At 39.3% G+C, this 26,750-nt stretch carries 17 protein-coding genes, 3 tRNA genes and 3 pseudogenes; 6 read left to right on the top strand and 17 right to left on the bottom strand.

What is annotated here, in order from left to right; translation table 11 throughout:
* Positions 1-33: 33 nt before the first annotated feature.
* Entirely contained in the window at positions 34-999 is a 966-nt protein-coding gene (rluC, locus tag ACZ1G6_RS06940) for a 23S rRNA pseudouridine(955/2504/2580) synthase RluC (protein ID WP_472618627.1), read from the bottom strand.
* Between the two features lie 682 nt (positions 1,000-1,681).
* Between rluC and rne the strand changes: the two genes are divergently transcribed.
* Positions 1,682-4,645 (top strand): ribonuclease E, encoded by a 2,964-nt coding sequence (gene rne, locus ACZ1G6_RS06935; RefSeq protein ID WP_472618946.1) that lies wholly within the window; start codon positions 1,682-1,684, stop codon positions 4,643-4,645.
* A gap of 134 nt (positions 4,646-4,779) precedes the next feature.
* On the opposite strand, the pseudogene topA reads toward rne, so the two are convergent.
* Positions 4,780-7,451: pseudogene (gene topA / locus ACZ1G6_RS06930) on the bottom strand (type I DNA topoisomerase).
* A gap of 285 nt (positions 7,452-7,736) precedes the next feature.
* Between topA and astB the strand changes: the two are divergent.
* Complete coding sequence (astB, locus tag ACZ1G6_RS06925) at positions 7,737-9,077, top strand: N-succinylarginine dihydrolase (protein WP_472618626.1); 1,341 nt, start codon at positions 7,737-7,739, stop codon at positions 9,075-9,077.
* Positions 9,078-9,142: 65 nt separating this feature from the next.
* On the opposite strand, the gene ACZ1G6_RS06920 is transcribed toward astB, so the two are convergent.
* Both ACZ1G6_RS06920 and ACZ1G6_RS06915 read right to left on the bottom strand, forming a co-directional pair.
* The gene (locus ACZ1G6_RS06920; RefSeq protein ID WP_472618625.1) at positions 9,143-9,391 is read right to left on the bottom strand and encodes a hypothetical protein; all 249 of its coding nucleotides are present in this window, start codon (positions 9,389-9,391) and stop codon (positions 9,143-9,145) included.
* A complete protein-coding gene (locus ACZ1G6_RS06915; RefSeq protein ID WP_472618624.1) occupies positions 9,388-11,304 on the bottom strand; it encodes an Ig-like domain-containing protein in 1,917 nt (638 codons plus the stop codon). The genes ACZ1G6_RS06920 and ACZ1G6_RS06915 overlap by 4 nt, the downstream gene beginning before the upstream one ends.
* A gap of 139 nt (positions 11,305-11,443) precedes the next feature.
* Between ACZ1G6_RS06915 and ACZ1G6_RS06910 the strand changes: the two are divergent.
* A pseudogene (locus ACZ1G6_RS06910) lies at positions 11,444-12,746 on the top strand (dicarboxylate/amino acid:cation symporter).
* 54 nt (positions 12,747-12,800) lie between these two features.
* On the opposite strand, the gene ACZ1G6_RS06905 reads toward ACZ1G6_RS06910, so the two are convergent.
* From ACZ1G6_RS06905 to dnaQ, 8 genes are all read right to left on the bottom strand, one after another.
* Positions 12,801-14,024: an FtsX-like permease family protein gene (locus ACZ1G6_RS06905; protein WP_472618623.1), complete on the bottom strand. Its 1,224-nt coding sequence runs from the start codon at positions 14,022-14,024 to the stop codon at positions 12,801-12,803.
* Between the two features lie 38 nt (positions 14,025-14,062).
* Positions 14,063-14,728 (bottom strand): lipoprotein-releasing ABC transporter ATP-binding protein LolD, encoded by a 666-nt coding sequence (lolD, locus tag ACZ1G6_RS06900; protein WP_472618622.1) that lies wholly within the window; start codon positions 14,726-14,728, stop codon positions 14,063-14,065.
* Between the two features lie 127 nt (positions 14,729-14,855).
* A tRNA-Asp gene (locus ACZ1G6_RS06895) sits at positions 14,856-14,932 on the bottom strand.
* A gap of 31 nt (positions 14,933-14,963) precedes the next feature.
* Positions 14,964-15,040: transfer RNA gene (locus tag ACZ1G6_RS06890), tRNA-Asp, on the bottom strand.
* Positions 15,041-15,076: 36 nt separating this feature from the next.
* A tRNA-Asp gene (locus tag ACZ1G6_RS06885) sits at positions 15,077-15,153 on the bottom strand.
* 156 nt (positions 15,154-15,309) lie between these two features.
* Complete coding sequence (locus ACZ1G6_RS06880) at positions 15,310-16,332, bottom strand: hypothetical protein (RefSeq protein ID WP_472618621.1); 1,023 nt, start codon at positions 16,330-16,332, stop codon at positions 15,310-15,312.
* Positions 16,333-16,345: 13 nt separating this feature from the next.
* The gene (locus ACZ1G6_RS06875; RefSeq protein ID WP_472618620.1) at positions 16,346-16,693 is read right to left on the bottom strand and encodes a hypothetical protein; all 348 of its coding nucleotides are present in this window, start codon (positions 16,691-16,693) and stop codon (positions 16,346-16,348) included.
* A 92-nt stretch (positions 16,694-16,785) separates the two neighbouring features.
* Entirely contained in the window at positions 16,786-17,454 is a 669-nt protein-coding gene (dnaQ, locus tag ACZ1G6_RS06870; protein WP_472618619.1) for a DNA polymerase III subunit epsilon, read from the bottom strand.
* A gap of 95 nt (positions 17,455-17,549) precedes the next feature.
* Here dnaQ and rnhA point away from each other — a divergent pair, with 95 nt between their 5' ends.
* Both rnhA and ACZ1G6_RS06860 read left to right on the top strand, forming a co-directional pair.
* A complete protein-coding gene (rnhA, locus tag ACZ1G6_RS06865) occupies positions 17,550-18,011 on the top strand; it encodes a ribonuclease HI (RefSeq protein WP_472618618.1) in 462 nt (153 codons plus the stop codon).
* A pseudogene (locus tag ACZ1G6_RS06860) lies at positions 18,008-19,210 on the top strand (class I SAM-dependent rRNA methyltransferase). Before rnhA ends, ACZ1G6_RS06860 begins: the two are co-directional and overlap by 4 nt.
* Positions 19,211-19,215: 5 nt before the next feature.
* Here ACZ1G6_RS06860 and ACZ1G6_RS06855 read toward each other — a convergent pair.
* The 5 genes from ACZ1G6_RS06855 to ACZ1G6_RS06835 all read right to left on the bottom strand — a co-directional run bounded on the left by ACZ1G6_RS06855 (position 19,216) and on the right by ACZ1G6_RS06835 (position 24,910).
* A complete protein-coding gene (locus tag ACZ1G6_RS06855) occupies positions 19,216-19,518 on the bottom strand; it encodes a PilZ domain-containing protein (RefSeq protein ID WP_472618617.1) in 303 nt (100 codons plus the stop codon).
* Between the two features lie 61 nt (positions 19,519-19,579).
* Positions 19,580-20,818, bottom strand: coding sequence for a DUF3418 domain-containing protein (locus ACZ1G6_RS06850; protein ID WP_472618616.1), 1,239 nt, complete (start codon positions 20,816-20,818; stop codon positions 19,580-19,582).
* Positions 20,808-23,414, bottom strand: coding sequence for an ATP-dependent RNA helicase HrpA (gene hrpA / locus ACZ1G6_RS06845; RefSeq protein ID WP_472618615.1), 2,607 nt, complete (start codon positions 23,412-23,414; stop codon positions 20,808-20,810). Before hrpA ends, ACZ1G6_RS06850 begins: the two co-directional genes overlap by 11 nt.
* 111 nt (positions 23,415-23,525) lie before the next feature.
* Positions 23,526-24,590 (bottom strand): isoaspartyl peptidase/L-asparaginase family protein, encoded by a 1,065-nt coding sequence (locus tag ACZ1G6_RS06840; protein ID WP_472618614.1) that lies wholly within the window; start codon positions 24,588-24,590, stop codon positions 23,526-23,528.
* Positions 24,591-24,673: 83 nt separating this feature from the next.
* Positions 24,674-24,910: a hypothetical protein gene (locus ACZ1G6_RS06835; RefSeq protein ID WP_472618613.1), complete on the bottom strand. Its 237-nt coding sequence runs from the start codon at positions 24,908-24,910 to the stop codon at positions 24,674-24,676.
* A 374-nt stretch (positions 24,911-25,284) separates the two neighbouring features.
* On the opposite strand from ACZ1G6_RS06835, the gene sbcB reads away from it, so the two are divergent.
* Positions 25,285-26,721, top strand: coding sequence for an exodeoxyribonuclease I (sbcB, locus tag ACZ1G6_RS06830; protein ID WP_472618612.1), 1,437 nt, complete (start codon positions 25,285-25,287; stop codon positions 26,719-26,721).
* Positions 26,722-26,750: the final 29 nt, after the last annotated feature.

Below are 26,750 nucleotides of genomic sequence, written 5' to 3'. Positions count from 1 at the left end.
TACCTTGCAAAAATATGGGGCGATAAAATAACATTAAACTTGTTTACTTGATGCATATTCTAGCGATAAGTTATGAATTAAGCGACTAAGCGATTCATCATATTGTGCGTCAAAACTTACCACTTGTTGACTAAGTGGATGCGTAAATTTTATGGCTTTTGCATGAAGAAAAAGCCGCTTACTGCCGAGCTCAAAGCATTTCTTTGTGAAGGCCTCATCACCATATTTCTTATCATTCGCTATCTGGTGTCCAGCAAATTGACAGTGTACCCTTATTTGATGTGTTCGCCCTGTAATTGGTTTTGCTTCCATTAAGGTTGCAAAAGCAAAACGCTTTAATATCTTATAGCGTGTTTCACTTGGCTTACCGTTTTGATCAGCAAACACCATTCGCTCTCCACTTTGAAGGGTATTCTTTACAAGAGGTGCAGTCACTTTACTTCGTTTTTCGGGCCAATGGCCTCGAACAAGTGCATGATACGTCTTATCCATCCTCCCCTCACGAAGTTGATCATGAAGACTGCGTAAAGCAGAGCGCTTCTTTGCTATGACAATACACCCTGAAGTATCCCTGTCAATGCGATGAACTAACTCTAAAAAAGGAGCTGCTGGCCGTAGTGCCCGAAAAGCTTCAATTAAGCCAAAGTGCAAACCGCTTCCGCCATGAACAGCTATCCCTGATGGCTTGTTTACTACCAATAGTCTATCATCTTCAAAAATAACTGCTGATTCCAAATACTTTAGTTTATCAACGGGTAAAGTCGCGTTACTTGTTTGCACTGTATTAACTGGAGGGACTCTAACTTGGTCATTAAGTTGCAGTTTATATTCAGGCTTTACCCTTTTCTTATTTACCCTAACCTCACCTTTTCTGATGATTTTGTAAATTTTACTTTTTGGTACACCTTTGAGTTTTGAAAGCAAAAAGTTATCAACACGCTGCAATGAATTGTCTTCACTAACAGTTAACATTTGCACTTTATCGAAACTTGAACTCATTAATTACAACCTTTTTGATACCTCTTCTTATTTTACTAATATTCATCGACAATACACTCTATTTCTTGGTTTTTTAGTCCTTTGAATTAAACATACGAGAATTTATTAATATTTATTCGCTAAAAGCATGAATTTTCAGTTGATTTTGGTAGGACTGTGTCTTGCATTATGATACTATCGCGACGTACGTAGATGCACACATTGCTAATAACGATGCAACGATAAATATTAGTGATATTATTTATCGCAATTAATTGGCTTGTGATTTCTTGTTTATTTCAATAGATATATAAGCGCACACTGGACTTCTGCTTTTTTAAATAAGGCAATCATAGACAACATGATTTGAGTTTCTCTTAAACTCTAGATTCAAAGAAAACGCTTAATGCAATTAATGATGACATACATCTCTACGCACATGTGAATTCACGTAATAAGCCTATTTTACTAATGACAAGCATGGCTTATTACTAACTAAACGTGACAGTTATATCAGCAAATTATAAGCACATTTATTTTTGGCGACATAGGTCCAAAATAGTATCTACAAAGGTGGATACATTTATAATCAAAATAAATATGAACGTCTTTGTTCATAACTCATAAAGTGGGCACAAGCGTGAGCTTCTGCCTCGGTTTGCTGTTAGATCTGTCTTAAACAGAGCTAATAAACATGAAAAGAATGCTAATTAATGCAACTCAGAAAGAAGAGTTGCGCGTAGCCCTAGTAGATGGGCAAAAACTTTATGACTTAGATATTGAAAGCCCTAGTCATGAACAAAAAAAAGCAAATATTTATAAAGGTACCATTACTCGAGTAGAGCCCAGCCTAGAGGCGGCTTTTGTTGATTATGGTGCAAATCGACACGGATTTTTACCTTTAAAAGAAATCGCAAAAACCTACTTTCCCAAAAACTATAAATACGATGGCCGCCCTAGCATTAAGGAAGTAATTTCTGAAGGGACTGAAGTCATAGTTCAAATTGACAAGGAAGAGCGCGGGCAAAAAGGCGCTGCATTGACTACGTTCATTTCTCTAGCAGGTAGTTACCTTGTATTAATGCCTAATAACCCTCGAGCAGGCGGTATATCACGTCGTATCGAGGGTGAAGAACGCACAGAGTTAAAAGCAGCACTTAGCGAGCTTGATGTACCTGATGGTATGGGCTTAATTGTGCGCACCGCCGGTGTGGGTAAATCTGCAGAAGAGCTTAAAAATGATCTTCACGTATTAGTTCATCATTGGGCAGCGATTACAGAAGTAGCAGATAACACACCAGCACCTTTACTCATTCATCAAGAAAGTGATGTGATTGTTCGAGCCATTCGAGATTACTTGCGTCGTGACGTAGGTGAAATCTTAATTGATCGCCCAGAAACGTTTGAACGAGCACTTAATCATATCAAGCTTGTGCGCCCTGATTTTGTAAATCGCGTCAAGCTATATGACGGCGAGGTTCCCCTCTTCTCTCGCTATCAAATTGAATCACAGATTGATTCAGCATTTAATCGCGAAGTTAGGCTACCTTCTGGCGGTTCAATTGTAATCGATCCAACTGAAGCATTAACCTCAATTGATATCAACAGCGCAAGAGCAACAAAAGGCGGTGACATTGAAGAAACTGCTTATAACACCAATTTAGAAGCCGCGGATGAAATAGCACGGCAGCTAAGACTGCGTGACTTAGGGGGCTTAGTTGTTATCGACTTTATTGATATGACGCCTATTAAACATCAGCGCGAAGTTGAAAACAGAATGAAGGATGCGGTCCGTTCAGACAGAGCTCGTATTCAATTGAGTAAAATTTCACGCTTTGGTCTGCTTGAAATGTCAAGGCAACGTCTTCGCCCATCACTTGGAGACTCGGCTCACAATGTATGTCCTCGATGCGAAGGTCATGGCACAATAAGAGGAATAGAATCACTGGCATTATCGGTTTTACGTTTGATAGAAGAAGAGTGCATAAAGGACAACACCGGACAAATTGAAGCACAATTGCCAGTCACTATGGCAACCTATTTGTTAAATGAAAAAAGAAGCGCTGTTCAAAAACTAGAAGCGCGTCATAGTATTACCTTAGTTATTATTCCAAATCCAAATTTAGAAACGCCAAAATATCAAATTTTGAGACGTAAAACTGCAGAAGTAAGCAGTGAGTTAAGTTACAAAGCCGATTTGCTGATTGAGCAAGACACAGCAGCAGACACACCTGCAGCCAAAACAATAACGCGAGAAGAGCCTGCTTTAAAGGGCATGACTGCGCCAGCGATGTCTGAAGTACCACCTAAAGCAAAATCAAGTAGCACGCAGACAAATGAATCAGGTTTGATGACAAAATTATCACAATGGGTTGGTTCCTTGTTTAAAGCACCTGAGCCTGTCATTGAAGAAAAGCCGAAACCTAAGCATAAATCAAATAACAGGCGTCGACATGCTAAAAACGATAGCAAAGGCGAGCGTGGCGAGAGAAACAACCGCAATAGAAATCGAAATGCAAAGAAAAATAGACCAGAATCTGATAAAAAAGGTGTATCTAACTCAGAAGCGAAAGGTGATAAGCTTAAAGCCAATGATTCGGTAGATCTAGATGCAAAGCCTGTAAATGAAAACAAACCCCAGCAAGACAAGCCAAAGCCTGCTAAAAAGAAGCCTCAGGCTAGGCGAAATCGAAGACCAGCAAGAGCAAGTGTAAGAGTCTCTGACGATGCTCCTAAGCATAGCAATACGGCTTACGAATCAGAAGTTAAGCCTAGTGACGATATAGGGTCTGATAATATTGACAAACAAGACATTGAGACGATTGAAAACTCAAATACTATTGAAAAAGCTTTAGCGAAGAAAGATCAGCAATCAATAGAAATACCAGTAGCTGAAAGTCAAACAATCGAAACCTCAGAGCTTGGGTCAGCGGACACATCGGCAGCTGATGGCGTCAAACCTGAAGCTACTGGTGTCGAAAATGAAACAAGCGCCCCTAAAAAAGGCAAAGGCCGAAAAACAACTAGACAAGATAAACCCAAAGCTACTAAAACAAAAGCGGCAGACGAACAATCAGTTCCAGTTGAGCCTGTTCAACAAGTTGAGCTCATGTTTGATGAGGAAATGAGTAAGCAACAAGCTGAATCATCGGTTGCGATCGATAAGGTAGATGATAATAATGCACCTGCTCAACCAGAAGAAAGTGGTTCACAAGAAAACACAACAAATCAAATAGAAGAACTTTCTGAAAATACCGATAGCAGCAGTCAAGAGGTCGTTGAAGATAAAGTGGTAAATGAGCAGCTAGACTCCGCTACCGAATCGCTTGAAGATATTACGCCTGAGGGCTCTGCAAAAGTTGATAGCGTTGAATTATCAGATGAGTCTGCAAATGTTACTGAAAACGTTGATAAACCCAAAAAGCGAGTGACGAAGAAAAAACCTGCTACCAAAAAAGTGGGTGAACAACATGTCTATAAGCCAATGTCGTTTACTTCATCGCCAATGACACAACCAAGCAAGGTTGATATGCCAACAGAAGTGTTTGTGGTAAAAGCGATGTCTAACGAAGATAGAGCAACATATGAAGCAAAAGGTAAACATGCATCAATGAATCAAGTCACTAGCAAAGCAAGCGCGCAAATGACAAAACCAACTACCCTTTAGCGCGTAAACCAAAACGAAAAAGCGCTTGTTGGACTCTTGAAATAAGAGCTTCATCAAGCGCTTTTTTTGTGTCTTTAGAGTAGCAGACCGCGGTAGACTATTTACCATGTAAATAATCTATCAGCTTTTCTTTTTTACTTTCCTTGCTGGCTTTTTTTGGCCGTTGGCTTACGTTTATCATCCACCACCCATTTATTATCTTGATACCAAGCTGACCAACCGGTTGCCTTCTTATCCGCATTTTCTGACATTACATACTGCTGCTTGGTTTTGCGGCTATAGCGAACAATTGAAGGGTTCCCATCAGGGTCAAGCGCAGGAGCATCAGCTAAGTAATAAAACTTTGGTGAGATGCGGTCTCTAAAGCGCGCAAGTTCTTCCACCTTAGGAGCACGTGTTTCTCTAGATTTTGGAAAGGTGGATGCGGCTAAAAAGATACCAGATGCTCCGTCACGTAACACAAAATGAGCGTCTGAATTTTCACATGGTAGTTCTGGAATAAAAACGGGATCTTCTTTTGGAGGAGCAGCTTCGCCATTTCTAAGAAGTTTGCGGGTATTCTTGCACTCTTCGTTAGTACAACCAAAATATTTACCAAACCGACCATTTTTAAGCTCCATGTCACTTTGACATTTGTCGCACTCAATAATTGGGCCATCATAGCCTTTTAATTTAAACGTTCCTTTTTCTATTTCATAACCCATGCAACTTGGCGCATTACCGCAAATATGAAGCTTTCTATTTTCATCAACCAAGTAGCTATCCATTGCTGTTTCACAAACTGGGCATCTATGTTTTGCTCGCAGCACTTCGGTTTCTAAATCTTCTTCATCATCGACTTTAACAACTTCTTCACTAAGGCACTAAGTTCATTGTTTGAGTACAGCGTTCTTTAGGCGGTAAACCATAACCTGAGCAGCCTAAAAATACCCCTGTACTGGCTGTGCGAAGATTCATGTGACGATTACAAGTTTTACATTCAATGTCTACAGGAACGGCTTGATTAGGTAACATTCCACCTTCATCTTGGGATTGTTCAGCTTTTAATAACTTTTCAGAAAATTCTCCATAAAAGTTATCTAACACTTTTTTCCAATCAAGCTCACCATGTGCAATATCATCAAGTCTTTGTTCCATATTAGCAGTAAAATCATAGCTGATTAGGTCTGTGAAATTATCAACTAAACGATCATTCACTATTTCGCCCATTTTTTCAGCATAAAACCGCTTATTATCAAGTCTGACATAGCCTCTATCTTGGATAGTTGAGATGATGCTGGCATAAGTTGAAGGCCTACCAATACCGCGTTTTTCTAGCTCTTTAACTAACGACGCTTCATTGAACCTTGCGATTGGCTTAGTGAAATGTTGCTTTGGATCAAGCGCTTTAAAACTTAAGACATCGCCTGTGTTTTACGTTAGGTAACTCTGGTTGCTCTTCGCCCTTGCGTTTTAATTGCGATAACACCCTTGTCCAACCATCAAAAACCAATACTCGCCCTTTGGTATTTAACTCAAAGTCCTTCGCTTTTACTTTAATTGTGGTCGCATCATATTTAGCGTTTGTCATCTGACAAGCCAAAAACTGACGCCAGATCAATTCATACAGACGTTGAGCATCCCTTTCCATGTCAGATAGTACGGCAGCGCTTACGTTAACATTAGAGGGCCTAATCGCTTCGTGAGCTTCTTGAGCACCATCTTTACTGCCATATCTGATTGGATTGTCCGGAATATATTGAGCACCAAATTTATCATTAATATATTCACGACACGCATTAACTGCTTCACCACTTAAATTAGTAGAGTCCGTACGCATATAAGTAATATGTCCAGCCTCATATAAGCGCTGTGCCATAGTCATTGTCTTTTTGACACCAAAACCTAATCTAGTGCTGGCTGCTTGTTGTAAAGTAGAGGTAATAAACGGCGCAGATGGCTTACTTTGAGTCGGCTTTGATTCTCGACTAATCACTTCGTAATCAGCAGTTTCAAGCACACTTACCGCAGCATCCGCTTGCGATTTGTTGGTAGGTTTAAATGCCTTTGAATCTTGCTTAGTCACCATCATACGCAAATCGTACTGCTTACCAGCAACACTAGCGCCTAGATCTGCATGTATATCCCAAAATTCTTCAGGAACAAAGGCTTTAATTTCTCTTTCTCTTTCAACCACAAGCCTTACCGCAACAGATTGTACCCTTCCAGCTGATAACCCTCGTGCTACTTTTTTCCATAATAGAGGCGACAGCATAAAACCGACAACTCTATCTAAAAAGCGGCGGGCTTGTTGTGCATTAACTCGATTAATGTTGACATCACTGGGTTTAGAAAATGCGTCTTGAATAGCAGTTTTGGTTATTTCATTAAAAACAACACGTTGAAACTCTTTGCCCTTTGCTTGTAATAACTCTTGTAAGTGCCACGCAATCGCCTCACCTTCTCTATCCAAATCCGTTGCTAGATATATTGTATCAGCTTGTTTGGCGAGCTTTTTGAGCTCATTAACGACTTTTTCTTTACCTTGTAGTATCTGATAGTGTGCGTGCCAATTTTGCTGGGGATCTACTCCCATCCTATCGACTAACTTACTGTACTCATATTTCTTTAAATAATCTTGTTTCTCATCTTCATCCCACTCTTTGAGCTCTTTTGCTGATTTTTTAGCAGGAACTAGTCCTAATGACTTTGTTGGGAGGTCGCGGATGTGCCCAACACTAGATTTAACAATAAAATCTTTACCTAAATATTTATTTATTGTTTTTGCTTTAGCGGGTGACTCTACTATAACGAGTGATTTGCTCATTTAATTATAAAAACCTTGTAAAAATAATGTTGTACCTAAATAAAAAGGTACATAAAAACTGACGCAAAATTGTTTTCTTCCTTTTAGATATATCTGCAAAGTGAATAGAAAACAAGCTGAACTATATAATTATCTATAAGCTATACTATAAAACCATTGATTTTATTAGTGTTTTCTAAAAATTTTATTGGCAACTAATTTTAAGTACGTATAATTCTGCAACACATGTGTGTGAATCAAGGAATAAATAATACTGTTTATTCTAATTGGCGCGAAGGGTAATGTATGAAAGCAATAGAAGCAAATTTTGATGGCCTTGTTGGTCCTAGTCATAATTATGCGGGATTATCATTTGGTAATGTTGCATCTAAATCCAATGCAAATGCTATTAGCAATCCAAAACAAGCTGCGTTACAAGGACTTCAAAAAATGAAAGCCTTGGCAGATTTAGGTATGGTGCAAGGCGTACTAGCGCCTCAGGAGCGCCCAGACGTATTTACTATGAGAAAGCTAGGATTTAGTGGGAGTGATCAAAAAGTGCTTACAGATGCCAGTAAGCAGGCCCCTGAACTATTTCTTGCTTGCTGTTCTGCATCAAGTATGTGGACAGCTAATGCTGCTACGGTTTCCCCTAGCGCAGATGCCTTTGATGGTAAAATACATTTTACGCCTGCAAACTTAACTAACAAGTTCCATCGAGCTATTGAACCTGTTCAAACCGGTAGAGTGCTAAAAGCAACTTTTAATAACGATGAACATTTTGTTCATCATGCTCACCTTCCTGAAAATGATCATTTTGGTGATGAAGGTGCCGCAAACCACACAAGATTTTGTAAGCAATACGGTGAAAATGGCGTTGAATTTTTTGTGTATGGGAAATACGCATTTAATGATGCCAAAATAGCGCCTAAAAAATTCCCCGCTAGGCAGACCAAAGAAGCCAGCCTCGCGGTTGCTCGTTTACATCAACTACACCCACAAAATACTGTTTTTGCGCAACAAAACCCCGATGTGATAGACCAAGGCGTATTTCATAATGATGTAATAGCTGTGGGTAATAGAAATGTGTTGTTTTACCATGAACAAGCTTTTCTAGACACAAGCGAAGTCAAAAATGATATTTTACGCGCTTTTGGTAATGATGACTTTCATTTTATCGAAGCACCAACCCAGCGTGTCAGCGTAAACGACGCAGTAAAAAGCTATTTGTTTAACACGCAACTTATTAATTTACCCAATGATGACATGGTGATTATTGCGCCAATGGAATGCCAAGAAAATGATGCAGTTAATCAATATCTTGAAAGTGTTGTCTTAGATGCGAATCCAATTAAGGGCGTGAAGTTTTTCGACGTTAAACAAAGTATGCAAAATGGAGGCGGACCAGCTTGCTTAAGACTCAGAGTTGTATTGACTGATGCTCAATTATCTTGTGTAAATCAAGATACCCTTATGAATGAAAAGCAATTTAACAAGCTTAATACTTGGGTAAACAAGCATTATAGAGATAGATTAGAAGCAAAAGACCTAGCTGACGCTGCCTTTCTTACCGAGACAAGAACAGCCCTTGATGAACTTACACAAATAATGAACCTAGGGTCAATTTATCCATTCCAAATGACATAGTTATTATTGTTAGGCAAAAAAAACCTGTTGTTTGACACAACAGGTTTTTTTGTTTTTAAGCAGTATTAATTGGTATCAGAACAAATAAAGCTAGAACCAAATGGGTTTGATGGTGGCGGGTTAGGCTCATCAGTAATGTCATCAGACGCAATTGGCAGATTGAAACTTTGAGATTCTCTTGACTCAGTACCAGAGGACTGACCAAACACTGTCAAATTCACGCGAGTCCAAATTGCAAATTGCTTAGCATAACGAACCTCTAGAATTGCTTGGCCAAACTCATTAGTCGTTGAATCATTATCTTTAAACGTCACGATAGCAGCGTTACCTTAAGTGTTAATTGGCCATCACCATTAGTGTCTTCTCCGTCATCTAGGATACCATTTTGATTCACATCTTCACTGTCACACACCGTTCTTACAACAGCACGATATAAGCTTGACGCTTCGTCCCACTGAAAAAAGCCTTTAGTGTAAGCGTTTTCTAAAGTAGGCACGATGGAAGCACCAAGAGATGCGTTAGCGATAGGACGACCTGAGGCATCAGTCACAAATACTGCAAACTCTTTAACATAAGAGGTAGCACCATCATTAGAGATTGTGTTACCGGTTCCTAAACTTATGTCGAACGCTCGGTCACCGACCGTTAGATCGGTCGTTTCAACAACACCATCGCTTTCAGCTGAAATAGTAACACCATTATCACCGCTAACTGCATTTGAAGTGTACACAGTCGACGCAATGCCATTACTATCCGTTATCGCTGAATTAGGGGAAATAGAACCACCAGAAGCATCAGCTTCAAGTCTAAAGTTTACTACTTTACCTTTAATAGAATTACCACGAGCATCTCTTAGTATAGCGGTTATAGTAGATGTCTGCCCCTCGGGACTAATCAAATCAGGGGTCGCATCAACGAAAATACTCTCAACGTCCGAGGCAATAAATTCAACCTCTCCTCTTGCGCTAACTTGATTACCCATTGAGTCTTCACCTATCGCTGAAAGAGTCGCTACGCCGGCAAAGCCTGATTCAATGCTTACTGTTGCGATACCATTAGCATCTGTTTGTACAGTCTCACTTGATAATGAGCCACGAGAGCTTGTAATCGTGACAGAACCATTTGCTAGTGCACTACCATCTCTGAACCAACGAAGGGTCAAAAGCTGTGGAGTATCAAGAGGAATTTCGCTAGTTGGTAAGGCAACAAAACTAAAATCGTCTTGTTGTATTTGTACTTCAAAGCTAGAGCTGGCGTTTAGTGCAGAAGCTGTGATCGTTGCAGCACCTGATACATTAGAGCTTAAATCAACCGAGACTTGACCATTCGCACCAGTAATCGGCGCCGTGTTAGACAAAGTACCAATATTACTGCTTAGCGTAATAGTCTGCCCCGCAATACCAGCACCATCTGAATCGGATAACACAATAGTAATCGGCACACTATCATTGATGATGGCAGAGTTTGCACCGTTAATATTAACTTCGGTTCCAACGACAGCAACAGTAACAGATTCGCTCAAAGCGCCAACACTCGATTCAACAATAATGTCTCTATTTTCTTTGTTGTTAGCGGTACTTAAGGTCGCTCGTGCAGTACCGTCAGCCTGCGTTAAGGTATCAGCGTTAAATAACGAAGCGCCATTAGATGCTGAAAATGATACGGGTACATCGGGTAAAAGTACATTTTGGTCATTCTTTACCGTCGCAATAATTTCAACCGTGTCACCGCCACTAGAAGCCAGTTGAATCGCACTTGCAAACACTTCTAAAGAAGAAGGACGTTGTTGCTGAATGCCACTGCTTTCAAAACCAGCAGAAACTGGCGTGCCGTCAGTAACGCTTGCGGTAACGGTTCCGCTACCAGACAAATTGCCAACCGACATTACTATCGTTGCGACGCCTTGGGCGTTTGTTAATCCAGTACCAGTATCGTTACTGAATGTAGCAAGTTCATTTTGGCTAAGTGTAAAGTTAACAACGACACCCTCTAGCGCGGCGTTGTTTTGGTTTGTCACCGTTGCTAACACAGTGATAGGTGCACCATCACCAAGCTGATTACTTGCATTACCTTGCGCATCTTGAAGGCTAAGCGCAATGCTAATGACCGTTGGATCAGTCGTTTGACCGTCGTCTGGCACTTCGCCAGTCGTTAAAGACTCGCCCCCACATGCCACTAACATTAGAAGGGCAAATATATTAATTACTATTAACTTAGCGGTTTTCATTGGATTACCTATTTTTATTACTGTCTTGTTTAGCCAATTCACAGTCGTGATAGCAGAGTTTATAAAACGTTTTAGATTTTGCGTTATACTTGTTAACCTTAGGTATTTAGACTAATAACAAAATAACAGGTCTTGAAGTATGTCAATTAACGTAAATCTGAAAAATAACTTAACCTTACGCATCCTTATCGGCATGATTGCCGGAATCGTTATAGGTGCTTTGATACAATCAACTTTTGATGAAACAGGTGACTTCGCACCAAGCCTCTTAGGTATAAATATTTCATTTCAAGGCTTATTTGTCGAGGGAATATTTGAAGTTGGTGGTAAAATATTTGTAAATTCATTAAAGATGCTCGTAGTTCCATTAGTATTTGTATCTTTAGTTTGTGGTGTTAGTAGTCTATCAGACCCTAGTAAATTAGGAAGACTCGGAGGCAAATCTTTAGCACTTTATATTTCTACCACCGGAATCGCTGTGACTTTTGCCATCATTATGGCGCTAATTGTACAGCCTGGTGAAGGTTTTTCAATCTCTACTGATGCGACATTTGCGCCAAAAGAAGCGCCTTGGTTTAGCGCAAGTTTTTATTAACATGTTCCCTTCTAACCCAATTGCTTCGATGGCTGAAGGCAATATGTTACAAATTATTGTATTTTCTTTACTTTTTGGTATCGCAATTACCAAAGCCAAAGAACATGGTAAAAAAATTCAAGCGGCCTTTGAATCTCTCAATGAAGTCATTATGAAAATTGTCATGATAATTATGAATTTGGCGCCTTATGGCGTGTTTTTCTTAATGGCAAAGCTCGGTGCGACCATCAAGTTAGCAGATTTTGGCAGTATATTGTCTTATTTCTTCTTGGTTTTTGTTTTACTTATCGCACATGCACTTATCACCTACCCCATTTTATTGGCAAGCTTAGCTCGTTTAAATCCTTTGACACTACTGTATAAAATGAAAGATACAGCAATATTTGCGTTTAGCTCTTCAAGCAGCAGTGCAACCCTCCCTGTCACAATGGCTACAGCTCGCAATAAAATGGGAGTCAGCCGCTCTGTATCTTCGTTTACCATCCCATTAGGCGCGACGATTAACATGGACGGCACAGCAATTATGCAAGGTGTTGCAACTGTTTTTATTGCGCAGGTCTATGGCGTTGACTTGTCAACAGCGGACTTACTAATGGTGGTGTTAACTGCGACCTTGGCATCTGTTGGAACTGCTGGTGTGCCTGGGGTTGGTTTGATTATGCTGGCAATGGTACTCCAACAAGTAAATCTACCTGTAGAAGGCATCGCACTTATTATAGGTATTGATAGGCTTTTAGATATGACCCGAACAGTTGTTAATGTTACTGGTGACACTACAGTTGCCTGTATTGTTGCAAAATCTGAAAACGAATTAGACGAAACTGTATTTAATGATAAGAACATCTAGTTCGTGGCAACAGATACCTCACAAGTTTACAAGATTTACTTGTGAGGATTCATCTTAGTGTAGGTTTCTAGCAGGCTCTATTCGAGCCGCTTTAATAGCCGGGTATAGAGTAGATAGCACTGAAATAGTCAAAACAACCGCAATAGTTAATAAAACATCACCAAGTTTCAAATCAGATGGAATAGAGCTGGTAAAGTATAACCCGCTAGGCAACAGTTCTGTTGCAAAAAGCGTTTCAAAAAAACTAATAATATTCGATAAGTAGAAGGCAACAAGTGTTCCAATTAGCGTTCCCCAAAAAACGCCCAAGATTCCGCTTTTCAGGCCCTTCATTATAAAAATCTGGGCAATATGCTTATTTCTTGCCCCTATTGTTTTAAGAATCGCAATCTCACTGCTTTTTTCTTTCACTGACATTACTAAAGCAGAAACGATATTAAAACTTGCTACGGCGATAACAAGCACTAGCACAATATAGACAACCGTCCTGATCAATTGAATATCTTGATATAAATGACCATTAGTTCTAGTCCAATCAGAAATGTAGGCAGCTTGATCAAATTGAAACCCATATTCACGCACTAAGTCAAAGGCGTCAAATGCATCGTATAGTAAAATTTCTATATGGGTATATTGATCGTCAAAGTTTAATAATGTGGCAAGGTATTCTCGATTTACTACCCCTAGTTGATTATCAAGTTCGCCGCCCAACGTTAAGCTGCCAACCAAGGTTAAGTAGCTTGATGTAGGTGCGCTAAAACCCAAATCTTCAGAACTTGAGGGTAGAAGAAGTTGAAACTGGTCACCTATTTTAAGATTAAGTCTACTGATAATATCTTCACCCAACACTATTGCTTGAGGGTGTGTTTTGAGCTGTTCAAGGGCGCTATTGTTTGCTAGTTTCTTTGACAAATAGTCTTCATCAACACCAATTAAGGACACTGATTTCATCTGACCTGATGACTGTAGTAAACCAGTGGCTTTGTTCAAAACAAATACAGAGTCGACTCTAGCGTCAGCGTCTAATCTTTCAATAAATCTTGGCGCTGGGCGCAAGCCCTTATTGTTATATGCAAAAATTTCTGCATGAGGGATGACCTTCAATAGGCTATTGCGCAGTTCATATTCAAATCCATTCATGACCGATAGTAAAATAATCAGAACTGCTGCACCTAAGCCAATACCTATAGCAGATGATGAAGAAACAAATCGGATATACGCATCTTGTGATTTTGATTGGCTAAACCGCTTAGCTATTTCAAGGGTGTAAAGACTCATTTGTAATCACACATCCGTTCTCGTTATAACAGGTAGTATCATTGTAAATCCCCACTTTCTATCTTCAAGGTACGGTCCAAGGTTTTGGTTAGACCGATATCATGGGTCACAATAATAAAACTAGTTTTTTCGGTTTGGTTTATATCTTTTAATAAAGCTAAGACCTCTTTACTTGATTGACTGTCTAGATTACCTGTAGGCTCATCAGCCATGATTATACTAGGCGAATTAACAAGTGCTCGAGCAATAGCTACGCGTTGCCTTTCGCCACCAGATAATTGTTGTGGTTTATGGCTATAGCGATGAGAAAGCCCAACTCTATCTAGTAAGCCTTGTGCGCGGACAAACGCAGCCTTCTTGACTTCACCTGAAATTAATAATGGCATTGCTACATTTTCTACCGCGGAGAATTCTGGCAACAAATGATGAAACTGATAAACAAAGCCAAGTTCTTGATTTCTAAATGCAGCTTGCTGTTTAGCATTAAGCACACTTAAATTTTCATTTTTAAAAAACACTTCGCCCTTTGTTGGAGAGTCAAGGGTTCCCAATATATGCAACAATGTGCTTTTACCCGAGCCTGAAGCTCCCAAAATAGCAAGCATTTGTCCTTGGTCTATCTCGATTGACACATCATTTAACACTTTAATATCTGTATCAGCATCGCGATAAGACTTTGATATATTTTGGCCTTTTAGCAACATATAAAATAGGCTTTTTCGATTGTGAATGACAATAGTTTACTTGTTTAGACCACTTAACCCAAGAAAAAGCTAGGTTAGCACTCTAAAAAGTTATCATTACGAAAGGTAAATGAAATGAACAAGATAATGGCGGAGTGGACGGGACTCGAACCCGCGACCCCCGGCGTGACAGGCCGGTATTCTAACCAACTGAACTACCACTCCACATGGTATGAGATAAATTGAGCACAAGCGTTGGCGGAGTGGACGGGACTCGAACCCGCGACCCCCGGCGTGACAGGCCGGTATTCTAACCAACTGAACTACCACTCCAATGAAGTGCGCTCAATAAACCAGAAAAACAATGATTGGCGGAGTGGACGGGACTCGAACCCGCGACCCCCGGCGTGACAGGCCGGTATTCTAACCAACTGAACTACCACTCCGCAATGCACTGCTTAACTAGCGCCGTTTGATTTCTAGCAACTGCTACATACTCAAACGCGGCGCAGATAATAAGGCTAGATGTAATATGAGTCAACTGCTTTTTGTAAAGAATTAGCTTGTTGATTGCTTTTTCATCAATCGCCTAAAATTTAAGCTTATGAAAGACTTGCTGTTGTTTTTTTGCTAAATGCGCTGGTCGCTATTGATTTTATTTTTAACAATATATTTTCATTAGGATTTTTACGTTTATAAGCAATTAATAATAGTACCAATATGCCAATTATCAAAAGGCAAGCATTAAGGATAATGATAAACGTAAGCGATATCGCTTCTTTAGATTGCTTTGGGCTTAGCTCTTCGAGTATTTCGGGTGTGATAACGACCTCATTGACAGGCATTGGCGTTTCAATGGGCTCTTCAATTAATGGTGGTTCAACGACAAAAGAATAATCGGCAGCTTGTAGCATGATATCTCTGCCATCTAGGGTTTTTGCAAACACCTTTAGGTCGATCGAATATAAACCTTCACCGGAGTCTGGAATCTGGATTATCCGCAAACTATCACTTTTATTAGTCTGTGAGAAACTAAAAGGGTCACCACTTGGCAAACTTACCGTGCCATCTAAAATAAGAGAATTAATGTCAAGTTCGCTTCTATCTACATCAACTGACAATATATGTGTACTAGATGTACTTTGACCAAGCGTATTAGATTCAAACTCAATATCATTTTGGTCTGAAGAAGCAATTTCATGACTCATGAGTACAGGACTTGGCAAGACCATTACATTCGGGTTTATTTTTTGCCTTGAAAATAGCGGCGTTCTTACCGTATATATTGGGCGCCACTCCCCTTCAACTAGATTCAAATTGAATTCACCTGTAAACACGCCATCTTGCGCCTGTTCATCTAATACTAATCCGTTATCTTCAAACCTTGCAATTGCTTTAGAGCCCAAGCCAAAATTTCGATAATCTGGATTATTGGTGCTAACAAATTCAATAGATAGCGCAACAACATTACTAAAAGACTTAGAGTCAATGATACTCCCTGCATTCATTAGCTGAGCAGTTTGTTTAAGGGTCTCGCCCTTATAGACCCTTAATGGTATTTCAGAAGCTTCAAGTGTTAGATTGGCAATTACCATTACTTTACTACCCTCTAAAATATCACCCACAGCTTGCCATGGACTAAGGCATTGGGGCAATCAGTTCTATCATGTCGTAGGTGTCAGTTTCAAACCAATTATAGGTATCATCATCCGCGGCGTTTTCTAAATACAATTTAGACCCATCAGGGCGAACTAATACTATTGGCGCCGAACCGAATTCTCTGAAAAAAATGAGCGTAACGGCCTCAACATCTGCGTCTACTCTAAAACGATTATTAAGTAATTCAATGCTATTTAAATATTGCGAACCGATAGGTATGACTTTTTGTTGATAAGCGCTGTTTTCTTGTGAGTGAGCAATGGGTAAGCATATCGATAAAAGAAACAGGCAGACTAGCGTTATGTTTGCCACAGTAGATAAATACAAAGCACAAGAATACCATAGACCTTTTGGTCCCTTATGATGTGCTAACGATTTATGCTGAATGCTCAGCTGCGGTAATATATGCTTATCTATGATCACTGTAAGGAAAATAATGAGTTTTGCTTCTCAATATCATCGGCAGATGCATGTAAAACCTTAAGTTGCGGAGCTTTATCTAAGAGTTTTGGCGTTTCTAAGCCATCACTTGAATTTTCCTCTTGTCCGGCAGCTAGTTTTAAACTTGTTTGCCCTCCAGTCATATACAAGTAGACTTCTGCCAAAATTTCAGAATCTAATAGGGCTCCATGATAAGTCCGCCTACTGTTGTCTACAGCGTATACTTTACAAAGGGCATCCAAACTATTTTTTTGGCCTGGACGCATTTTACGGGCTAAAACCAAGGTATCTAAGACATTACAAATCTCTTCAGTTTGCGCTAAATTTGCCCGTAACAATGCAAATTCATGATCCATAAATCCGACATCAAAAGGCGCATTGTGTATAACAAGTTCAGCCCCCTTGATAAAATTGATAAAGTCGCTGGCAATTTCTTTGAACCTTGGCTTATCTGCTAAAAATTCGTTCGTAATTCCATGAACGGCAATTGCTTCTTCTTCAACCATACGATCTGGATTAATATAAACATGATATGTGTTGCCGGTTAATTTCCGATCGATCATCTCAACACAACCAATTTCTATAATTCGATGTCCCTGTTTGGGATCTATTCCTGTCGTTTCTGTGTCTAAAACGATTTGACGCATGCGATAAACCTTTTGTTTTTATTCATCTAAGTAAAGCAAAGATCGTTGACCTCTGTATAATGTGTATCACTATACTATTTTACGACCTGTATCGCATGAAAAAAGTAACAATTTATACAGATGGATCATGCTTAGGTAATCCAGGCTCTAGTGGTTATGGCGCCTTGCTTGAATATAAAGATAAACATATAAACTTGAGTCAAGGTTTTAAACACACTACTAATAATCGAATGGAACTTATGGCGCCTATTGTTGCGTTAAATAAGTTAAATGAACAATGCGAAGTTAATCTTTACACCGACAGTCAATATGTAAAGGATGGCATCAACAAGTGGATTCATAATTGGAAACGTAACGGCTGGAAAACAAGTGCCAAGAAGGAAGTTAAAAACGTGGATTTATGGCGCGCTTTAGATGAAGCTTGCACTAGACATAGCGTCAAATGGCACTGGGTCAAAGCTCACAATGGGCATCCTCAGAATGAAGCGGTAGACGACCTAGCAAGGGAAGCTGCCTGCTCAAGCGAATTGCTCAAAGATGAGGGTTTTAATGCATGAACCACACCATTGTGTTACACCCAGAACGCGAAAAATCACTTACTAAGGCACCACCCATGGATATTTGAAGGTGCTATTGCACATGTGAAAGGCACGCCCAAAATAGGCGCAAGTGTTGATGTGTTGTCGAGTAAAGGTGAATGGTTAGCCAAAGCCGCATATTCCCCTCATTCACAAATAAGAGCAAGGGTTTGGACGTTTTCGAAAGATGTTATCATTGATGATAATTTCTTTAAAAATAAGCTAATAAACGCAAAAAAAATACGCGAAAGCTTACCATTTTTCAAACAAACTAATAGTTATCGTTTAATTGCCGCTGAATCAGATGGACTGCTACAGGCGTTACGATTGATGTCTATAAAAATGTGCTTGTAATGCAATTACTAAGCGCAGGTGCTGATAAACATCGAAATAAAATTATCTACGCACTTAAAACGCTATACCCAGACTATGTAATACACGAGCGAAGCGACGTTGCAGTTAGGCAAAAAGAAGGACTTGAACCTTTAGTGGAAACACACCATGGCATATTACCTGACACGGTAGTTATCACCGAAAACGGAATCAACATCGAAGTAGATCTTATTAATGGCCACAAAACTGGCTTTTACCTTGACCAAAGAATGAACCGTTTAATTGCTGGGAAGTATTGTCAATCTAAAAAGGTACTCAATTGTTTTAGCTACACTGGCACTTTTGGACTTTATGCGCTAAATGGTGGTGCAGATGAGGTGATCAATGTCGATGTTTCATCCACTGCGCTAGAAACATCAAAACGAAATGTTGCGCTAAACTTCGACGACCAGCAAGCAAGAAAAGTAAAGTATCTTAAGGCTGATGTATTTGAAATGTTGCGAAAATACAAAGACGAAGGACAAAAATTTGATGTAATTGTGCTTGATCCTCCTAAATTCATTGAAAATAAAAGGCACTTAACTCGCGCGGCAAGAGGTTATAAGGATATTAATCGATTAGCGTGTGAACTTCTTAATGAGCAAGGAGTGTTGTTAACATTTAGTTGCTCTGGCTTGATGCCAAGTGACTTATTTTCAAAGATTGTTGCAGATGCAGCGCTTGACGCTAATGTGAAACTACAAACAGTAGAAAGACTCCACCAAGATTCAGATCACTTAGTGGCAAGCTACTTTCCAGAAGGTTATTACTTAAAAGGTTTAGTGTGCATAAAAAGCAAACAATAAACGTCTTAGTTCATCTCTAAAATTTCCACGCCAATCTGGCTTTGGTTTTCGTTGATATTGTCACAACGAACCACCTTAGTTTTTGCTACAAGCGTGGATATTTGCTCGTTATTGGATTCAATAGTTACTTCGATAATTGTACCCTGCTCTATTGCGGCAATTTCAACCTCAATTGACATGCCGGTGGCGCTAATATCATTACAAATAGCATTTATTGGCTTTGATTTAGGTTGTTCTACCAATACGACTTGGCAAGGTGAATTTACCATCATTCGGTAAAAATTACGTTTATCATCGAACCCTAACATGAGTTACTCCTGTTCATATTATTAGCTTTCATTAATGTTATATTGTTTGCCGACATTCAAGTCAACTATTGTTTGTAATATCTATCAATTTATTTTTGATACGTTTAAGAGAAATTGGATACTGTGTTTTTAATGCTTGAGCAAACAACGAAATCCTAAACTCCTCTATCATTTCTTTAATTATCAGCAATTCATCCACATCCTTTAATTGTTTTGTGAATTCATCAACGCTATCTTCATAAAGGGCTACTGCTTTGTCTACTTCAAGCTGGTTTAGCCTGTCTCGATTAAGATCTACTTTTAGCTTTTCACTCCTATGCAAAAGTGCTTTTAAATATCGATTCCAATTTGTTAAGTTTTTCGCTTTTGTTTGCGCAACAAAACCTTTGAAAACCAAACTGTTTAGATGCGTTTTAATTGCAGAAATGTTAGCCACCATGTTTAAGGGAATCGAGCCTTTGCATTGCTTTTGTATTTGATTTGCGGTAGCTAGACCGGTTTCGACCTCTTGGGCTATCGATAATGCTTTATCGTTTAGTTGATTACGCACCTGTTCTTGAATTTTTTTAAAGCTATTTTGTTCTCTAAGTGACGCTGTTGGGCAATGTTCTTCGACAATTGCTTGTATCGCTGCAACAATTATGTCATCAATTAATAAATGAACTTGGCCAAAAGGGTTGAAATAAAGACTTAATTTAGCTTTGTTTGGAAGTTTTTCTTGAAGGTATTTCACCGGTGATGGCACATTTAGTTTCAGCAAATGGATAATACCATTTTGATGTGATTCATTCGCCTCCTTTGGATTAGTATATAATTTAACGTCAACTTTATTATTAACCACCTTAAAAGCGGGAAAAGCCTTAACTTCGAACCCATTTTGCTTTCGAGTGTAAATGGTAGGTAATGAAGGCATGTCAAAATTAGTTAACTGACTTTGCTCAATATTATCTTTTACTACCTTTTTAATCGTACTATTTATTTGGCCCTGTAACTCTTTTTTCATATCACCAAGAGATTTTCCGCGAGCTAAAATATTACCTCTATCATCCTTTACAGCAAAATTGAAACGCAGGTGTTTTGCCAAGCTATCGAGGTCAAAATCATCCGCTTTAACCTCTGTGCCGGACATTCTGAACAATTTGGTCGCAAGCGCCTGAGTAATCGATTGAATAGCGCCATTTTTATCAAACATTTTTAACTCATGCATGCACGCGTTCGCATAATCAGGCGCAGGAACAAAGTTACGGCGTAAACGTTTAGGCAAGGCTTTAATTAAAGCAACCAATAATTCATGGCGCATACTCAGGTACCAGCCAATCAAACCCTATGTCTTGAATTTGATTGAGCACACTGATGGGAATATCAAGACATACACCATCATGATCACTGTTAGGCTCAAACTGATAGCTTAATGGCAAGAGTAAGTCGCCCTGCTGCCACGTATCAGGAAAATCAGCGACAGTTACGTCATTTGCTTCACGCTTAAGCAATTGATGTTGTGAGAAGTTAAGACATTCTTTGTCTGTTTGACTCGTTTTATTCCACCACTTTTTAAAGGAAGCCTCACTACATACATGCACAGGTAATCGTTGTTCATAAAACTCAACTAGCTCCTGCTCATCGACTAATATGTCTCTGCGGCGAGATTTTTTCTCCAATAATTCAACATCATTGACTAAATTTTGATTGTCACGCAAGAACGAATAATTAAGCTTGGTATCCCCTTCTACTAAAGCGCTTCTAATAAACAGTTCGCGCGACTCTACAGGATTGATATGTGAATAATTAATGACACGGCGACTTACAATAGGTAAACCAAATAACAAGGCATTCATGTAGGCCATCACAGCACCACGTTTTTTACTCCAGTGCGCTTCAACATAGTTTCTTTTTAATAAATGTTCAGCGAGGGATTCAACCCATTCAACATCTATTCGAGCAACTTGCCGTGCGAAAAGCTGAGATGTCTCTACTAACTCAGCACTTAGAATCCATTTTGGTTGTGCCGAAAACACCGATGAACCATGAAATATTTTAAATTGACTATTTCTAGCACCTAAATACTGCCCTTTTTGATCTTTTACACCTAATTGCGACAACAAGCCAACAATCATACAACAGTGTATTGTTTTGTACTGAGCAACTTGTGTATTTAGGTTCAAACCAATGGGCACCAACATATGCTTAATTTGATGCACAATATCCTGCCACTCACGCATTCGTTGATAGTGAATGAAATGACTAATACACCATTTTCGTAATTGATTTTGAGTCAACGATTTTTGTTCGGTTTTAAATGCTTCAAACAAGTTTAGTAAGCTCATAAGGTCTGAATTTTTATCAGCAAAGCCTTGGTGAGCCTCATCAGCCTTAGCCTGTTTATCATGAGGGCGCTCTTTAGGGTCTTGGACGCTTAAACCAGCAGTTATGACCATCACTTCATATACACAGTCTAACTGTCCTGCGTGCAATAGCATGCGAGCATATTTAGGGTCTAAAGGCAGTTTTGACATTTTACGACCCAATGATGTTAACCGTAAACGTCTGTTGTGAAGCTCAACTGCCTGTAGTTCTTGCAACAATCTCACGCCGTCATTTATGTATTTTTCTTCGGGCGCTTGAAGAAAATCAAATTTATTTATCTCTCCTAAGCCCAAAGAAAGCATTTGTAATATGACACTACTTAAGTGAGTACGGGTGATTTCGGGGTCTGTAAACTCGTCTCGAGATAAAAAATCTTGTTCACTATACAATCGAATGCAAATACCGCAAGAGGTCCTCCCACAGCGACCTGCTCGTTGCTTTGCAGAAGCCTGTGAAATAGCTTCAATTGGCAATCTTTGAACCTTTAAACGGTGGCTATAACGTGACATCCTTACGAGGCCCGTATCCACAACATATTTAATACCCGGCACAGTGAGTGATGTTTCGGCGACATTCGTTGATAATACGATTCGCCTTCCACCTTTTGGATGAAAAATCTTTTGTTGCTCACTTGCGGATAATCTTGCATACAAAGGAATGACCTCAGTCCCCTTGTATGCGCGTTTTTGCAAGAATTGCTGGGTTTCTCTTATTTCTCGTTCACCGCTTAAAAAAACTAATACATCCCCTTTGCCATGACTGAAAAGTTCATCAATTGCCAAGGCTATCGCTTCTACTTGGTCTTGTGCTTGATCTTCTTCAATGTAGGTTCGATATTGAATATCAACGGGAAAACTTCTACCACTGACTTCAACAATTGGTGCATCGTCAAAATGTTTTGAAAAACGCTGTGGATCTATTGTGGCTGAGGTAATAATCAGTTTTAAATCTGGACGTTTGGGTAAAATTCTTTTCAAGTAGCCAAGTAAAAAATCAATATTTAGGCTTCTTTCATGTGCCTCATCAATTATGATGGCATCGTACTGACTAAGGTATTTATCCTGCTGTATTTCAGCCAATAACATACCATCAGTTAGTAACTTCACTAAGCTTTTCGATGATACTTTATCGGTAAAACGAACTTTAAACCCAACTATGTCACCTAACTCAACGTTTAGCTCTTCTGATATACGATTGGCAACACTTCGAGCAGCTAGGCGTCGAGGTTGAGTATGAGCAATCATTCCTTTGCGACCTAAACCAAGTTCAAGGCACATTTTAGGAATTTGAGTTGTTTTACCAGAGCCCGTCTCACCGGCTATGATTACTACCTGATTGGACTGAATTAGGGCTTTTATATCATCACGTTTGTCTGATACGGGAAGATCTGGATAGGTAATATCAAGGGCAATAGCTTGCCTGTCAGCTAATATGTTTGCTGATTTTTGATATGAAATTACCCAATCGTCCAACTTAGCTTGCTTGCTATCCGATTCAGGAAGTGAGTCGATTTCTCTTTTGGCCTTTTGCAAAAAAACCGGTCTTTGTTCATACAAAGATCAATTGCATTAGCGTTGGACATATAAAACTAACTTTTTACCTATGCTGACATTTGTAATGAATGAATATCTTACAAATAAGATTTATTTATAAATGGCGATTGTCATTTCACCATTAACATCGATGCTTGCTCTATACATGCCCGCGGTATTAAAAGGCATTGCAATATTACCTTTGGCATCAATTGCTATCACACCACCGCTACCCGCATCTGCATTTAATACGTCAAACAGCACGGTTTTGGATGCCTCTTCAAGTGAAACTCCCTGATATTTCACTCTGGCACATATATCCGAGGCAACGTTGTGGCGAATAAAATACTCCCCATGCCCCGTGGCGGAAACTGCGCAAGAAGTATTGTCTGCAAAGGTTCCTGCGCCAATAATTGGAGAATCCCCAACCCTACCATAGCGTTTTGCTGTCATACCACCGGTAGATGTGCCTGCCACTAGGTTGCCTTGCTGATCTAAAACAACGGCTCCCACTGTCCCAAATTTGTAATCTTGAAATTCAACTAGCGCTTTAGGACTCAATAAGGCAGATGACTGCGATAAGATTTTTTCTTTGGCTTTGTCCAAGGCATTTTTTCTAAAATCGGTATTAAAATACGTATTAGGAACTTGCTCTAGCTCATAAAGCTGTGCGTATTGCTGTGCTCCCTCGCCCGTCAACATAACATGTTCAGAGGTCTCCATAACTAAGCGTGCAGCCAGTATAGGGTTCTTTACACGAGTCACTCCCGCTACTGCTCCAGCATTTTTGTCTTTGCCGTGCATAATCGAAGCATCTAATTCGTGACTACCATCAAACGTATATACAGCACCAAAACCAGCATTGAACAAAGGAGAGTCTTCTAAGTGAATGATCGCAGCGGTTACAGCTTCTACGCCATCATCTCCAGACATAAGGTGACGATGCCCTAGTTTTAACGCTTCTTCCAACACCTTTCTAAGTTCAGCTTCTTTTTCGTCACTTAAGTTCTCTTTTAAAATCGTCCCAGCGCCACCATGAATAGCGATCGCCACAGGTGCGGTCTTATTTGATTGATGACTATCCGCTGTAAGCGCATTGGCCTGTAAGCATGTAAACATGCCTAAAGACAAACTGAGAAACTTTATTTTAAGGCGTAAATGGTGATTGTGTGACATGGCAAAATCCTGAGTTTTTGCCAGAATAAGAGCTAAAGTGGATATTGTCTAGCGACTTTAAACGAAAATCACCTATATTTTACTTAACGTCGAGCAGCAATTGCTTGCCATCTATACAATTCATTTTGTGGCGTAACGGCATGCAATACTTGATGACAAAAGTCCTCAAAATTAGTAAATTCAAACTCATCACTACGTTGTAGCTGTGTGTAAATAATGCGAAGTTTACGCATTGAAAAATACGGCGCTATCGACGAGCCCATTGCATTGTGTAACTGTTGAGCATTATTTAGCGTTCCCAATCTGAAAATCTCTTGCATACGTGCATTCCTTTTCATCGAAACCTGTAAAGCATAAGTTATTGCAGTAATCATAAAATAAAAGCTAAGTTTATCTATTCCTTTTTTGACTTAAGAGCAAGCTATTCAGACCTTATTTTACAACCAAAATACTTTACGTTTTAAAAACAAAGACAAAGCTTACTGATATTTTTTATGTGCCAACAAAATAGACAAAAATATTCTTAGTACATAATTCTAAGACACATTTTAGAATATACTACTTTTGATTAGTTTATGTTTGCCATCAAACCGGAAAAACACGAGAAAGCGCAGTGGAACAGTGTACAATTAGGTTCAATAGTAGGAGCAATTACGCTAATATTTCGATTCTTTCATTACAATAAGAGAGCGCCTTGACACATAGCATCCTGTGGCACGACTATGAAACATGGGGAACCACACCATGTTTTGATTTTCCATCTCAATTTGCTGCGATCAGAACTGACTTAGATCTGAATATCATTGAGACGGTTAAACCCATCAATTACATGTGTCAAATGCCAATCGATTACCTTCCGCATCCACAAGCGTGTCTGGTAACAGGCTTACATCCGATGCAAACACAAAAGTTTGGAATTAGTGAACCAGAATTCGCCGATAAAATTTATCAACATATGAACCAGGCGAGTACCTGTGTTGCCGGCTACAATAGTTTCAAATTTGACGACGAAGTCACTCGCTTTTTATTTTATCGGAACTTTTTCCCGGTATATGACAGAGAATATCGAAATGGCAATTCACGCTGGGATATCATTGATTTGGTTCGAGCTTGTTATGCACTCAGACCAGACAACATTCAGTGGCCTAAGTATGATAACGGAAGACCTTGCTTTAAATTAGATACCCTATCAATACACAACGGCATCGAACATGATAACGCTCATGACGCTTTAGGTGATGTAAAAGCCACCATAGAAATGGCAAAACTCATTAAGCACAACCATCCCAAGTTATATGATTACTACTGGCAACTAAGAAATAAATCAAAAGTACTCGATATACTGCAAGAAAACCAATTAGGCGCGCTTATACATGTCAGTGGTTATATCAGTAGTGAGCAATCTTGCACTAGTTTAATAATGCCTATTGGTCGCCATCCTACAAACAATAATGCATTTACGTACATCGATTTATCAAAGCCGATTGATGTACTTATGTCTTGCTTTGAACATATCGATTCTCTGACTGACGATCACATAATACAAGTCAAATCTGTCATACCAACGCTTAGTATTAACAAATCTCCTTTTATTGCTCCTGCCAAAATGCTATCAGCAGAAAATGCGTCAAGGATTGGGGTGGATATAGACTTTTGTAGAAACAACTACAAGCGTTTAAAACAGTGTGACAAGCTGTTTCAAAAATGTGATGTATTATTAAAAGCATATGAAAATGCAAAAAGCTATGAGTTGTATGATGATATCGATGCTCAACTTTATGCCAGTGAATTTCCTTCATCACAAGACATGTCACTGATGTCACAACTGCGAGAAACCGAGCCTTTTCAATTAGAAAGTTTTGCAGAAAAATTTTCTAGCGAATCACTAAAGAAACGATTATTTCGGTATAGAGCAAGACATTATATTTATACACTTAATGAAATAGAACAGCAGCAGTGGCAAGCTCACCAAATCAAGAGACTGACCATGAATCACAAACCTGAGTGTCTCTCCATTGAGGAATATTTTCGCACGATTGATGATTTAGCGATTCAACATTCACAACAGCCAGAAAAGCTTGCGTTGCTTAAAAAACTAAGAATTTACGGCCAGCAATTAGTCAATCACTAAAATATTAATACCTACACTATTGATTTAGG

Source organism: Glaciecola sp. HA4-3, assembly GCF_055693685.1.
Note: the sequence above shows the minus strand (reverse complement) of the source record. Positions and strands in the feature narration are given on the sequence as shown.